This is a genomic window from Lentzea sp. NPDC004789 (assembly GCF_053601075.1).
Window position 1 is genome coordinate 477664 of the sequence record NZ_JBSGBE010000003.1, and the last position, 13269, is coordinate 490932.

General features: G+C 68.9%; 12 protein-coding genes. 9 read left to right on the forward strand and 3 right to left on the reverse strand.

Features of this window, described 5'->3' with window-relative positions; genetic code table 11:
- Positions 1 to 7: 7 nt before the first annotated feature.
- Positions 8 to 889: an LLM class flavin-dependent oxidoreductase gene (locus ACWEIJ_RS09985; protein WP_449836773.1), complete on the reverse strand. Its 882-nt coding sequence runs from the start codon at positions 887 to 889 to the stop codon at positions 8 to 10.
- A gap of 71 nt (positions 890 to 960) precedes the next feature.
- On the opposite strand from ACWEIJ_RS09985, the gene ACWEIJ_RS09990 reads away from it, so the two are divergent.
- Together ACWEIJ_RS09990 and ACWEIJ_RS09995 are read left to right on the forward strand one after the other, a co-directional pair.
- Positions 961 to 1764, forward strand: coding sequence for an HAD family hydrolase (locus ACWEIJ_RS09990; RefSeq protein WP_449836774.1), 804 nt, complete (start codon positions 961 to 963; stop codon positions 1762 to 1764).
- A gap of 123 nt (positions 1765 to 1887) precedes the next feature.
- Entirely contained in the window at positions 1888 to 3804 is a 1917-nt protein-coding gene (locus ACWEIJ_RS09995; RefSeq protein ID WP_449836775.1) for a DUF6541 family protein, read from the forward strand.
- 59 nt (positions 3805 to 3863) lie between these two features.
- Here ACWEIJ_RS09995 and ACWEIJ_RS10000 read toward each other — a convergent pair whose 3' ends face one another.
- Positions 3864 to 4961 (reverse strand): UDP-N-acetylglucosamine 2-epimerase, encoded by a 1098-nt coding sequence (locus ACWEIJ_RS10000; protein ID WP_449836776.1) that lies wholly within the window; start codon positions 4959 to 4961, stop codon positions 3864 to 3866.
- Positions 4962 to 5013: 52 nt separating this feature from the next.
- Here ACWEIJ_RS10000 and ACWEIJ_RS10005 point away from each other — a divergent pair, with 52 nt between their 5' ends.
- From ACWEIJ_RS10005 to glf, 7 genes are all read left to right on the forward strand, one after another.
- Positions 5014 to 6033 (forward strand): glycosyltransferase family 2 protein, encoded by a 1020-nt coding sequence (locus ACWEIJ_RS10005; RefSeq protein WP_449836777.1) that lies wholly within the window; start codon positions 5014 to 5016, stop codon positions 6031 to 6033.
- On the forward strand, positions 6030 to 7298 hold the full coding sequence (locus tag ACWEIJ_RS10010) for a hypothetical protein (RefSeq protein WP_449836778.1): 1269 nt from the start codon (positions 6030 to 6032) through the stop codon (positions 7296 to 7298). The genes ACWEIJ_RS10005 and ACWEIJ_RS10010 overlap by 4 nt, the downstream gene beginning before the upstream one ends.
- Before the next feature lies 1 nt (position 7299).
- Positions 7300 to 8049, forward strand: a complete 750-nt coding sequence (locus ACWEIJ_RS10015) for a glycosyltransferase family 2 protein (RefSeq protein ID WP_449836875.1) — start codon at positions 7300 to 7302, stop codon at positions 8047 to 8049.
- A gap of 10 nt (positions 8050 to 8059) precedes the next feature.
- On the forward strand, positions 8060 to 8458 hold the full coding sequence (locus ACWEIJ_RS10020) for a DUF2304 domain-containing protein (RefSeq protein ID WP_449836779.1): 399 nt from the start codon (positions 8060 to 8062) through the stop codon (positions 8456 to 8458).
- Between the two features lie 75 nt (positions 8459 to 8533).
- Entirely contained in the window at positions 8534 to 10168 is a 1635-nt protein-coding gene (locus tag ACWEIJ_RS10025; protein ID WP_449836780.1) for a glycosyltransferase, read from the forward strand.
- The gene (locus tag ACWEIJ_RS10030; RefSeq protein ID WP_449836781.1) at positions 10156 to 11064 is read left to right on the forward strand and encodes a glycosyltransferase; all 909 of its coding nucleotides are present in this window, start codon (positions 10156 to 10158) and stop codon (positions 11062 to 11064) included. The genes ACWEIJ_RS10025 and ACWEIJ_RS10030 overlap by 13 nt, the downstream gene beginning before the upstream one ends.
- A 69-nt stretch (positions 11065 to 11133) precedes the next feature.
- Complete coding sequence (glf, locus tag ACWEIJ_RS10035; protein ID WP_449836782.1) at positions 11134 to 12321, forward strand: UDP-galactopyranose mutase; 1188 nt, start codon at positions 11134 to 11136, stop codon at positions 12319 to 12321.
- A gap of 62 nt (positions 12322 to 12383) precedes the next feature.
- Here the strand turns inward: glf and ACWEIJ_RS10040 are convergent, their stop codons facing one another.
- Positions 12384 to 13184 carry an SdrD B-like domain-containing protein gene (locus ACWEIJ_RS10040; protein WP_449836783.1) on the reverse strand — a complete coding sequence of 267 codons (801 nt, stop codon included), beginning with the start codon at positions 13182 to 13184 and terminating at the stop codon, positions 12384 to 12386.
- Positions 13185 to 13269 lie beyond the last annotated feature (85 nt).

A 13269-nucleotide genomic window follows, 5' to 3' on the forward strand; every position in this document is an offset into this window, starting at 1 on the left:
CCGGTCGTTACAGGTGCCGGTCGAGCGTGGGCAGCACGTCCGCGGCGACGTCCTCGACGACCTGCTCGCTGCCGGAGTAGATGCCGTCGTGCCGCGGCCAGTGCGCCACCACGTCGGTGAAGCCCAGCTCAGCCGCCCTGCCGACGGCGTCGACGAAGCACTCGACGCTCGACAGCGAGTACACCGGCGCCGAGTCGAGGTTCAGGTACCGGTTCACCCGCGCCGTGCGACCGTGCGTGGCCAACGTCTCAGTGAACCGCGCGGAGAGCTCCGCCACGCCCCGCCACCACGCCTCGTGGTCCTCCGTGGGCGGTCCGGTGGTGACCCAGCCCTGGCCGAACCTGGCCGCCACGGCCATCGCCTTCGGGCCGTTCGCGGCGACCACGAACGGCAGCCGCGGCCGTTGCACGCAACCGGGTGCGCTGCGGGCCTCCTCGGCCGAGTAGAACTCGCCGTGCCACGACGTGCGGTCCTTGACCAGCAGCTGGTCGAGCAGCTGCACGAACTCGCTGAAACGCGCCGTCCGGTCGCGCGGCAGCAACGGCTTCGCGCCGGTCACGACCGTGTCATACCCCGCCCCACCTGCACCGACGCCGAGCGTGAACCGGCCGTCGGAGATGTCGTCGATCGTCAGCAGCTCCCGCGCGAACGGCACCGGGTGCCGGAAGTTGGGGCTCGCGACGAACGTGCCGAGCCGGATGCGCGAGGTGACCAGCGCGGCCGCTGTCAGGGTCGGCACGGCGCCGAACCAGGGACCGTCGACCAGGGTGCGCCAGCCGAGGTGGTCGTAGGTCCACGCGTGGTGGAACCCGTACTCCTCGGCCGCGCGCCACTTGGGTTCGGCGATCCACCATCGGTGCTCCGGGAGAATCACGATGCCTACGCGCACCCACGTACGGTAACCAGCTGTTCAGCTGCTTACGAACTTGGCTCGCGTAGTTGAGGAGGCAAGATGTCGGTGTGGAACAGCCGCGCCTGGTCGCCTCCGACGTCGACGGAACCCTGCTCAACCCTCTGGAGAGCGTGAGCCCGCGCACCGCGCAGGTGGTCGCCCGCGTGCTCGCGGCAGGCGTGCCGTTCGTGCTGGCCACCGGCAGGCCGCCGCGCTGGATCCCGCGCATCGCCGCCGAGGCCGGTCTCGACGGTCTCGCCGTGTGCGCGAACGGTGCCGTGCTCTACGACATCGGCCGTGACGAGATCGTCTGGGCGCGCACGCTCAGCCCCGTGCAGCTGCAGGACATCGCGAGCGCCGTCGACAGCGTGCTGGACGACTGCACGTACGCGGTGGAGCTCGTCGGCACGCCGAAGGACGACCGGACGTTCGTCGCGGAGCTCAGCTACACGCACCCGTGGCCGGAGGGCCCGCACAGCGGCCTCACGCGCGCGGAGACGCTCGGGCACCCGGCGACCAAGCTGCTGATCAGGCACCACTCGCTGACCAGCGCGGAGATGGTGGCGGCGATCGGCGAGGTGCTGCACGGCGAGGTCGACCTGACCTACTCCACCGACCACGGCCTGATCGAGGTCTCGGTCCACGGCGTCACGAAGGCGTCCGGGCTGGCCGACGTCGCGGAGCGGTTCGGCGTCGACCGCGAGCACGTCATCGCGTTCGGGGACATGCCGAACGACGTCGAGATGCTGACGTGGGCCGGGCACGGCGTGGCGATGGCCAACGGCCACGAGGCCGCCCGTGCCGCCGCGGACGAGGTCACCGGACCGAACTCCGAGGACGGCGTCGCGATGGTCCTCGAACGCTGGTTCTGACACCGCGGAAAAGCCCACGCGAGCCGGACGGGTACCGTGAAGCGCTCGCGATACAGGTCATGAGCGCGCCGCGGTGCGGATTCCCCCGGCGTCAGCCCGTAGAACCGAGGGAACGACTTTCAGATGAGTGCACTGGTAATCCTGGCGTTCTGGCTGCCAGGTCTCGTCGTCGGCTACGCGCTGCGGCTCAGGGGATGGGCGCTCTTCGGCGGTGCCCCCGTGCTCACGGCCGGCACGATCGCGGTCGGCACGGTGACGCTGGGCGGCCTCGGCATCCGCTGGAACCTGCTGAGCGTGCTGCTGTGGACGCTGGTGCTGGCCGTCGCGTTCGGCGTCCTCACCTGGCTGGTGCGGCGCAGGAACAACGCGGACGACCCGATCAAGGACCCGCAGCGCACGCTCGGTGAGCACCTGATGATCGGTGCCGGTGTCGTGGCCGGCGCGGCGGTCGGTGTCGTCACCTACCTGCGCGGCCTCAACTTCCGGCTCGACACGATCAACCAGGACTGGGACGCCCCGTACCACGGCAACGCCATCCGCTGGATCGCCGAGCACGGCTCCTCGCTGCCGTCGTCGCTGGCGCCGATCGCGAACCTGCCCGAGGGCTCGACGTACTTCTACCCGAACACGTACCACTCGCTGCTGGCGCCGTTGCTCGACACGGTCGCGCCGATGCCGAACCTGCTGAACCTCGCCGCCATCGCGGTCATCCTGGCGTGGGTGGCGGGTGTCGCGGCGCTCGCGGCCACCTGGCGCATGCCGGTCATCGCGGTCACGGCCGCGGCGGCCACCGCGACGTGGTTCACGGCGTTCCCGTACGACTCGCTGTGGCGCGGACCGTTGTGGCCCTACGTCGCCGGCATCGCCATGATCCCCGGTGCCCTCGCGATCGCCCGCAAGATCCTCACCAACAAGGGCCTCACCGGCCCGCTCGGCCTCGGTCTGGCGTTCGCCGGTCTCGCCGGTCTGCACACCAGCCTCGCGTTCGTGGCCGTGCTGTACGGCCTCGCGCTGCTGACGGCGTTCGTGTTCAAGCTGGAGCCGATCGACTGGCGCAACGCGCGCAAGCGCCTCATCGCCACGGCCGCGTGGGCGGTGGCCTGCATCGTGCCCGTGATGCTGCCCGCGCTCTCGCAGTCCGCCGGCGTGACCTCCGCGCAGTGGCCCGAGTTCGCCTCGCCCGCGGAGGGGCTCGGCCAGGTGCTGCTGTTCTCGCCGACGATCCAGTTCCCGCAGTGGACCCTCGGCGTCGCCGCCATCATCGGCATCGCGCTGATGATCAAGCACCGCCGGCTGGTCTGGATCGTGGGCGCGTGGGCCGTGTTCGGTGCGCTCTACGCCGCGTGCGCGTCGCTGAACAACGCCGTCATCAACATCCTTTCCGGACCGTTCTACAACGACGCCTGGCGCTTCGCCGCGCTGCTGCCGCTCGCGGGCGTGCTCGCGATCGGTGAGCTGACGTGGACGATCTCCAACTGGGCCACCGGGAAGCTCGGTTCGCGCGTCTCGACGCCGCGGGCCGCGTTCGCCGTGCCGGTGCTCGTGGCGCTGGTCTTCGGCCTGCTGCTGGGCGTCTCGGGCAAGGGGGCGTGGGTCGTCCGCAACTCGGATCGCCTGAAGATCAACAACTTCGAGGGTGCCACCGTCATGCGCGGCGAGCGCGACGCCTACCAGTGGCTCGCGCAGCACTCCAAGGACCACCCGGTGATGAACGACCGCTCGGACGGCTCCGTCTGGATGTACGCGCTGGCCGGGGTGACGCCGGTGGAGTGGACGTTCTACGGCGCGGCGGAGGACACCCCCAAGGGGCAGCTCACCCGGCACCTGATGGAGATCGACAAGGACCCGTCGGTCCGCAAGACCGTGGACGAGCTGGGTGTGCGCTACGTCCTGTACGGCAAGGGATACGTGCGGCCCTGGTCGGTGCCGGCGCCCGGCCTGCAGGGCCTGGAGAAGGTCTCCTCGCTGAAGAAGGTCTACGAGAATCCGGACGCGACCGTGTACGAGATCCTCCCGGCCGGTGCCGGCGGACGTTCTTAGGCAGCAACGCAGAAGGGCTCGACCTCAGCGGAGGTCGAGCCCTTCTGCGTTGGTACGGCTCAGACGTAGCCGAGCTGCTGCAGCGTGTCGGCGATGATCTCGCTGGGGTGGTACTTGTCCAGAGTGGACGGACGGCGCAGCGCCTCGTGGTTGTCCAGGAAGTGCTCCAGCTTGGCGGTCTCCATGCCGGTGAGCACGATGTTGGAGCCGATGCCCTGCTGCCGCTCGGTGTGCGTGCGGTGGATGGCCGCGGGCATGCCGATGTAGGAGCACTCCTCCTGCAGGCCGCCGGAGTCCGTGACCACGAACTTGGCGCGCGCCAGGATCGGCAGGAACTTCAGGTAGCGGCGCTTGTGCTGCAGGATGAACCGCTCGCCGTCGAACAGGTCGTGCCACTTGAACCGCTCGATCCGCTCCCGCTCCGGCGCGCCGGCGAGGTAGAGGATCGGGGTCTTCCGCGACGCCTTCTTGAGCAGTTCGAGGACCTCGCGGTACTTCTCCGGCCGCGACAGCAGCTCGAAGCGGTGCAGCGTGGCGAGACCGAACTCCTCGGGGAGGTCCTCGGTCGTCGTCGAGTTGATGGCCAGCCGCATGGCGTCGATGACCGTGTTGGCCTCGGTGTTCACCACGACACCGCGCGCCTTGCGGAGGTTGTGGACCTCCACCTGGGTCGGTGCGAAGTGGACGTCGGTGACCACCGTCGCGATGCGGCGGTTGATCTCCTCGGGGAACGGCGACGCCAGGCTGCCCGAGCGCAGGCCCGCTTCGACGTGCGCGACGCGGGCGCCCAGCAGGCGCTTGCCGACGAGGCTGCCGAACGGGGTCGTGAACGTGTCGCCGTGCACGATGACCAGGCCCGGCTTGCCGTCCGCGGTGAGGGAGGCGCGCAGCTGCTTGCGCTGGCCGAACACCGTGCGCGTGATGGCGGTGGCCCAGGCGGGAACCTGCTTGGGCGTCTCCAGGTTGCGGGCCTTGCCGCGCGGGACGAGCCACAGGTCCGGCTCGGGGAGCTGGAGGTCTTCCAGCACGTCGGCTACCTCGTCCACGTGCTGTGCGGTGAACCACAGCAGCGGCTTCGTGCCGCGGGCGACGAGAGCGTGGTAAACGGGCGCCACCTTGATGAGTTCAGCGGTGGTACCAGCGATAAAGGCGATCACGGGAAGGACCCCTGAAGCTCGGGATCAACGGACCGCCTGGATACTGTCAGGTGTGACGAGCAGGAGCAAATCCCTCGACAACCTCCCCACCCTGAGCATTGTGATCCCGGTCTACAACGAACAGGACTGGATCGGCCGCTCGGTGGGAGCACTCCGCACCGCCCTGGCCCGCGCCGAATGGCCCGCCCAGATCGTGGTCGTCGACGACGGCAGCACCGACGAGACGCCGAAGCGGCTCGCGGAGCTCGGTGGCGTCACCGTCGTCTCCCAGACCAACAGCGGCCGGTTCGCCGCACGCCTCAACGGCCTGCAGGCGGCGGACGGCGAGCTCGTCTTCCTGGTCGACAGCCGCGTCATCGTCGACGAGGACGCGTTCCGGTTCCTGCGCGACCAGCTCGCGGAGCACCCCGACCGGCGGGTGTGGACCGGTCACATCAACATCGACACCAAGGGCAACCCGTACGCGGGCTTCATGCAGGGCCTCGTCTCCGTCGGCTGGCGCCGCTACACCGCGAACCCGCGGCTGGTGTCGTTCGGCGCAGAGGACTTCGACGCGTACCCCAAGGGCGCCGGCGCCTTCCTCGCCCCGCGCGAGACGTTGCTGCGCGCCGCGAAGTCGTTCGAGTCGCTCTTCGACGACCCGCGCCTGGCCAGCGACGACACCCGCATGCTGCGCTCGATCGCCGAGGAGCAGCGGATCTGGCTCGCCCCCGGTTTCGCGGCCCGGTACAACAGCCGCGACTCGCTGCAGAAGTTCGTGCGGCACGTGTACTTCCGCGGCACCACGTTCGTCGACAGCTACCTCGACACGCCAGGCCCGGTCCGCAACGCCCTGTTCGGCGCCGGTGTGCTCGGCGTCGTGGGGCTGTTCGTCCTCGCCAAGTTCCCGAAGATCGGTCTGCTGCTGGGGATCACGGGCTGGGCGGCCGCCGGTGTGGTGGCGCGCAGGTCCGGTGCCACCAGGGACCAGTCGTTCGCCGTGGTGCGCCTGCTGCCGCTGTTCGCGGCGGTGTTCGGTGCCGGTGTGGTGCGGGGGCTGGCGCTGGCCGCGAAGAAGGCTGTCCGCAAATGACCGGGCAGACCGAGCGGACGGCGGGCCGTTCGCTCGGCATCGTCGGCATCGCGCTGCTGGTGTCGGCGGCCCTGGGCTATCCCGTCCTGATCGTCGTCGCCCGGCTGCTGAGCCCGGCCGACAACGCGATCTTCCTGGCGTTCTGGGGCATCGTGTTCGGCGTCGGCAGCTCGCTGAGCCCGGTCGAGCAGGAGGTGTCGCGGCTCTCCGCGCACGCGGGCCTGCGCGGTGAGAGGGTCGGTCCCACGGCCCTGCGCACGGTCGCCGTCGCCGCGGTGACGGTGGGTGTGCTCGCCGCGGTGCTCGCGCTGCCTCCGGTCGCCGAACGGCTGTACGGCGCCGAGAACTCCTCCCTCGGGCTGGTCGCGCTCGCGGCGGCGGTGGCGTTCGCGCTGCAGTTCGGCACCCGAGGCGTGCTCATCGGGTTCGGCCAGGTCAAGCCGTACGGCGGTCTGCTGGTGTCCGAGGCTGCCGTGCGGATCCTGCTGATCGGCGTGTTCCTGGTCATGGGCGCGGCGAACCTGATGCCGATCTCCATCTCGGTGGCGCTCGGCTCGTTCGTGTTCCTGCCGTTCCTGTTCACCGCGCGCAAGCACGTCGACTTCGTCGGTGCCGCGGAGCCGTGGGGTGTGGTGGCTCGCCGCACGTTGCTGCTCATGCTGAGCGCGGGGCTCACCGCGACCGTCCTCACCGGCTACCCGGCGGTGGCCAAGTTCTTCGCCGTCGAGGACGACCTCGACGCGCTGGGCAGCCTGTTCCTGGCGGTGAGCCTGGCTCGCGTGCCGTTGCTGCTGCTCTCGCCGGTGCAGGCGATGGCGGTGCCGACGGTGGTGCGGTTGCTGCAGGAGGAGGACGGGCACCGCAGGCTGGTGGCCCTGTTGACCAAGGGCACGCTGGCGGCGTTCGGGCTGGCGGGCCTCGGTGGGCTGGTCGGCTGGCTCATCGGCCCGTGGGCCGTGCAGCTGCTGTTCGGTGAGAAGCACGTGGTCGAGAGCTGGGCCGTGGCCGGTCTGGTGTGGTCGTCGGTGCTGCTGGGCGCGGTGCTGCTGCTGGCCGCCGTGCTGGTGGCCCGTGAGCAGCCGGGACGCGTGCTGCTGACGTGGGCCGTGGTGGCCGCGCTGAGCGTGCTGGTGCTGGCGTTCGCACCGGGTGACATGGTGTTGCGCAGCGTATTGGGCCTGGTCATCGCACCTACGGTGGGTGTTTTCGTGGCCCTTGGCCTGGTTCTTCGGGCTGGTTCCCGTGACGCCTCCGTGACTGGTTAGGCTGACCCACGTGGCTGACTCGGTCGACTACCGGCGAGTGCTGATCGTTCTGCCGGCTCTCAACGAAGAGCAGAACATCGAAAAGATCATCGCTGAGGTGAAGGCAACCCTGCCCGGCGTCGGCGTGCTCGTCGTCGACGACGGCTCGACCGACCGCACCTCGCAGCGTGCGCGGGAGAGCGGTGCCCAGGTGGCGCGGCTCGCCGTGAACCTCGGCGTCGGTGGTGCGATGCGCACCGGTTTCCGCTACGCGGTCCGCAACGACTTCGACGTCGTCGTGCAGGTCGACGCGGACGGCCAGCACAACCCGGCCGACGTGCCCGACCTGCTGCGCAAGCTCGACAGCGCCGACCTCGTGATCGGCGCCCGCTTCGCCGGCAAGGGCGACTACAAGGCCAGCGGCCCGCGCAAGTGGGCGATGACGGTGTTCGCGCTCGTGCTGTCGGCGTTGTCGAAGGAGAAGCTCACCGACGTGACGTCGGGCTTCAAGGCGGCCGGTCCTCGCGCGGTGCGGCTCTTCGCCCAGCACTACCCGGCGGAGTACCTCGGCGACACGCTGGAGTCGCTGGTGATGGCGGTCCGGGCCGATCTGAAGATCACGCAGGTGCCGGTGGCGATGCGGGTGCGGGCAGGCGGCACGCCCTCCACGTCCCCGGTGAAGTCCGCTGTCTACCTGATGCGGGCCACGCTGGCACTCGTGCTCGCCATCGTGCGGCGCAAGCCCAAGACCACCGTCGTCGAAGCCGCCTGAGGGGTTTGCGGTGTCCGAGTTCCGATTGTTCGCGGTGTTGATCGCGGCGTTCGTGTTCATCGTCGTGATCGAAATGCTTCGGCGTCGAAAGCTTCGCGAGAAGTACGCGGCGTTGTGGCTGATCGTCAGCCTCGGCATCGTCGCGCTGGGTGTCATCCCCGGCCTTCCGACGTGGCTCTCCGGATTGACCGGCATCCAGCTCGCCGCGAACTTCGTGCTGGCTGCCGCCGCGTTCGTGCTGCTCTTCGTCGTGTTGCAGCTCTCCAGCGAGGTGGGTCACCTCGAAGAGGAAGTGCGCACGACGGTGGAGGAAATCGCATTGCTGCGCTGCGAACTGGAAGACGTTCGGGCAAAGCTCGAAGAGCGTGTGACCAGCGCCGAAGAACAGCTTCTGCGCGGCCGGCCCTGATTCGGCCGGTACCATCTGTCCTGTTCGGCTCCCCGATTTCCGCGGTGAGCGCCGACCCGACCCCCTCGAAGAGACGTGACGGACAAGCCAAGTAACCAGAAGCCGACAGCTGTGTTCGAGGTCCTCGACGACAGCGGTGTCGGACTGAGCGACGGCGAAGCCCTGCTCGACGACCGGGAGCGCCGCCTGGTCGAGGGCGCCGCCAACTTCTACGCGCTGGCAGGACCAGGGCAGACCTTCCGCCTGACGGTTCTCCGCGGCCCCGCGGGCACGATGCCCGCGCTCACCGACGAAGAGCGCACGACGATCGAGTGGGAGGACGACCACGAGGTCGTCGGCTCCCTGGTCGTCCGCAGCCTCATGCACACGATCGTCGACCACCCGCCGTCGGACGGCCTGGTCGACATCGCCGTCGACATCGGCGGCCCGCCCGCCATGATCAACGCCTACGACCAGCTCACGGGCGTGCTCGGCAAGGCGCGCAAGGCCGTGCGGTTCCTCGCACCGGTCCAGTTCGACGCGCTGCGCCAGTTCCGCACGGACATGGTCGAGCGCAAGGGCCGCGACGTGCCGCGCAAGGCACCCGTCCGGCTCTCCCGCGGCGCCACGGCGACCCCGCACGGCGAGACGCCGGCGATCCTCTTCGGCCTGCACTGGCTGGAGCTGGGCGGTGCCGAGCGCTGGGCGATCGACACGATCCGCCTGGCGCGGGAGGCGGGCTTCCTGCCGATCGTGGTCACCGACCGCGACTCCGCGCACGAGTGGATCACCCGCCCCGAGCTCGACGGCGCGCTGGTCGTGCCGCTGACCCTGCCGATGGACCCGAAGCAGGAGTCGGCGTTCCTCAACGGCGTGCTGTCGGCGTACGACGTGCGCGGCATCCACCTGCACCACTGCACGTGGCTCTACGACAAGCTGCCGTGGATCAAGTCGGTCCGCCCGGACATCCCGGTCGTCGACTCGCTGCACGTGCTCGAATGGCGGACCGGCGGGTTCGTCGACATCTCCGTGCGGCTGTCGAACATGATCGACCAGCACCACGTGATCTCGCCGCAGCTGCGCGACTACCTGATCGGCAAGCACGGGCTGGAGGCCGACAAGGTCGTCCTCGCCACGCTCGCCGGTCTCACCACCGGCGGCATCGCGGTCGGCGCGGACGACACCGCCGAGAACAACCCGTTCACCGTGGCGTTCGTCGGCCGGTTCACCCAGCAGAAGCGCCCGTACCTGTTCCTGCAGCTCGCGGCCGAGCTGAAGAAGAACTCGCCGCGCGACGTGCGGTTCATCATCCACGGCCACGGCGAGCTGGCCGCCGAGGTGAACAGCCTGCGCGCCCGCCTGGGCGACGTGGTCGAGCTGCGCGGCCCGGACCGTCCGGTCAGCGACACGTTCCGCGACTCGGACGTGCTCGTCGTCTCATCGGACAACGAAGGCCTGACTCTCACGTCCTTCGAAGCGACGGCGGCGGGCGTGCCCGTCGTGTCCGCCGACGTCGGCTCGCAGTCGTCGCTCATCGCCGACGACCTGCTGTGCCCGCGTCACCCCTACGCGTTCATCCAGGCCGCCGCGGCCCGGATCCGCACCATGATGACCTCTCCCGACCAGCGCAAGACCTGGCTCGACGAGCAGGCCGCCAAGGCCGAGGCCTTCGCGAAGCTGCCGCGTGCCGAGGACTGGACGCGTGACCTCTACCAAGGATGGCTCAAGTGAGCACTGTCGCCGCCGTTGTCGTCACCTACAACCGCAAGGACAAGCTCACAACGGTCCTCGACCACGTCCTCGCGCAGACCCGCCGTCCCGAGTGGATCGTCGTCGTCGACAACGCCTCCACCGACGGCACCGACCAGGTGCTCAAGGAGTACGAGCAGATCGACGGCGTCGTCGTCGTGCGGCTCAAGGAGAACACCGGTGGTGCCGGCGGTTTCGCGACCGGCATGAACAAGAGCTACGAGCTCGGCGCGGACTTCATCTGGATCATGGATGACGACTGCTACGCCAACTCGGACGCGCTCGAGGAGCTCCTCAACGGGCACGCCAAGGCCGAGGAGGCCATGGGCATGCCGCTGCCGTACGCGTGCTCGCTGGTCAAGTGGGTCGACGGCAACATCTGCGAGATGAACAACCCCGGCACCACCTGGGACTGGGGCAAGCTGATCGCCAAGGGCCAGGAGAACGTCCTGGTCACGCACTGCTCGTTCGTCTCGGTGCTGTTCCCGCGCTGGACGCTCACCAAGTTCGGCCTGCCGCTCACCGAGTACTTCATCTGGTTCGACGACCAGGAGTACACCCTGCGCATCACCAAGGCCGGCCCCGGCGTGCAGGTGCTGCGCAGCGTCGTGGTGCACGACCTCGGCGTGAACCGCGGCGTGAACTTCGGCGACGCGAACGCCTCGAACCTGTGGAAGTTCGAACACGGCGCCCGCAACGAGTCGTCCTACCGCCTGCACCACGAGAACCCGATGTCCTGGCTGAAGTTCGTGATCCGCCTCGCGCAGGGCACGCGCGGCGGGAACGTGCCGTGGTCGATCCGCGCGAAGCTGTTCCGCAAGGTGATCGAGGGCATCACGTTCAACCCGAAGCCGAAGATGCCGCGCTCGGTTCTCTGACGCTAGATCAATTGTGTGCCAAGGCCCCTCGGCGAATTCCGCGCCGAGGGGCCCTTGTAATCTGCAGGCGTGAACTTCGCGGGTTATGACCTGATTGTCGTCGGCTCTGGTTTCTACGGCCTGACCGTCGCCGAACGCGCCGCCGCCACGCTGGACAAGCGGGTGCTGGTGATCGAGCGACGCGACCACATCGGTGGTAACGCCTACTCCGAGCAGGAGCCGGAGACAGGCATCGAGGTGCACCGCTACGGTGCGCACCTGTTCCACACGTCCAACAAGCGCGTGTGGGACTACGTCAACCAGTTCACCGAGTTCACCGGCTACCAGCACCGCGTGTTCGCGATGCACGGCGGCCAGGCCTACCAGTTCCCGATGGGTCTGGGCCTGCTGTCGCAGTTCGTCGGCCGCTACATGTCGCCGGAGGACGCCAAGGCGTGGGTCGCCGAGCACGCCTCCGAGATCGACACCAAGGACGCGACGAACCTCGAGGAGAAGGCGATCTCCCTGGTCGGTCGCCCCCTGTACGAGGCGTTCATCCGCGACTACACCGCGAAGCAGTGGCAGACGGACCCGAAGGAGCTGCCCGCGGCGGTCATCGCGCGCCTCCCGGTCCGCTACAACTTCGACAACCGCTACTTCAACGACACCTACGAGGGTCTGCCGGTCGACGGCTACACCGCGTGGCTGGAGAAGATGGCGGAGCACCCGAACATCACCGTCGCGCTGTCCACGGACTACTTCGAGGTCCGCGACGAGATCCCGGCGGGCACCCCGGTCGTCTACACCGGCCCGCTGGACCGCTACTTCGACTACTCCGAGGGCTGGCTCGGCTGGCGCACGCTCGACTTCGAGCAGGAAGTCCTGCCGATCGGCGACTTCCAGGGCACGCCGGTCATGAACTACAACGACGCGGACGTCCCGTACACCCGCATCCACGAGTTCCGCCACTTCCACCCGGAGCGCGAGTACCCGAAGGACAAGACGGTCATCGTCCGCGAGTTCTCCCGTGCCGCGGAGAAGGACGACGAGCCGTACTACCCGATCAACACGGCCGAGGACCGCGCCAAGCTGGAGCGCTACCGCGAGCTCGCGAAGGCGGAGGCCGCCGAGCGCAACGTGATCTTCGGTGGCCGTCTGGGCACCTACAAGTACCTCGACATGCACATGGCGATCGGTTCCGCGCTGACCGTGTTCGAGAACAAGATCGCGCCGTTCTTCACCGACGGCACCCCGCTCAACGGTTCGCTGGACGACTGATCCACGACAGCTGAAAGGCCCGGCTCACCCCCAAGGGAGCCGGGCCTCGTGACCATTCGCGATCAGCTCGTGGTCAGGCTCGTCGTCGCGACGTCGTTGGCCAGGTTCGGGTCGGAGTTGCGGAACACGCCCTTCCACGCCTCGTACTTGATCTCGGCGGCGTTCAGCGGCTTCTCGACGACGACGCGGGCGCCCACCCACTCGGGCAGGCTGGCGGCCTTGCGGTCGTAGAAGTAGCCCGTGACCTTGCCCGCGGGCTCGGTCTCGTAGAACTTCGGCATGCCGCCGAGCCGTTCGACGACGCGCAGGCCCTCCGGCAGCGTCAGCTGGCCGCCGAACTGGTCGTACACGTTGCCGTTGTTGACGGTCGAACCGACGATGTCGATCGTGTCGCCGACCTTCGGGTTCGGGTTGCTGACGAAGAGCTGCCACACCTTGGTGTCGACCACGGCGGTGACGAACCCGCTGTTGAGCATCCCGTAGTGCTGGCCGGCCTCCAGCTGCACCGGGCTGGTCAGCTTGCCGGTGGCCGGGCTGAACCGCGAGTCGGCGTACTGCTTGGTCCACCCCTGGCCGTGCGAGAGCGAACGGTCGGCCGAACCGACGACGTAGCTGCCCGCCGCGAGACCGGTGATCTCGTAGCGGCCGTCGGCGTCGGTCTGCGCGGCCTTGCCGGTGCCGTCGATGTACATCCAGTGCCCGGCGATCGGTGCCTCGCCGACCTCGCGAACGCCGTTGTTGTTCGCGTCGTCCCACACGTAGCCGTAGATCGAGGCGGTGTCGTCGGCGTGTGCCGTGCCGGCGAGGGTGAGCGGTGCGGAGACGGCGAGAACAAGAGCGGCGAGGCGAGTAAGGGTCTTCATCTTGGTTCCCCCCAAGAAGTCGGTGTCTGACAGTGAGAACTCTGCCGGGCCGACCTCCAAGAAACCTGCAAACCACCTGCAAGGC

Excerpts from the sequence above, each read along its gene's own strand:
- ACWEIJ_RS10010 (WP_449836778.1), top strand. The coding sequence starts at position 6,030 with ATGACCGGGCAGACCGAGCGGACGGCGGGCCGTTCGCTCGGCATCGTC.
- ACWEIJ_RS10040 (WP_449836783.1), bottom strand. The coding sequence starts at position 13,184 with ATGAAGACCCTTACTCGCCTCGCCGCTCTTGTTCTCGCCGTCTCCGCA.
- ACWEIJ_RS09995 (WP_449836775.1), top strand. The coding sequence starts at position 1,888 with ATGAGTGCACTGGTAATCCTGGCGTTCTGGCTGCCAGGTCTCGTCGTC.
- ACWEIJ_RS10030 (WP_449836781.1), top strand. The coding sequence starts at position 10,156 with ATGGCTCAAGTGAGCACTGTCGCCGCCGTTGTCGTCACCTACAACCGC.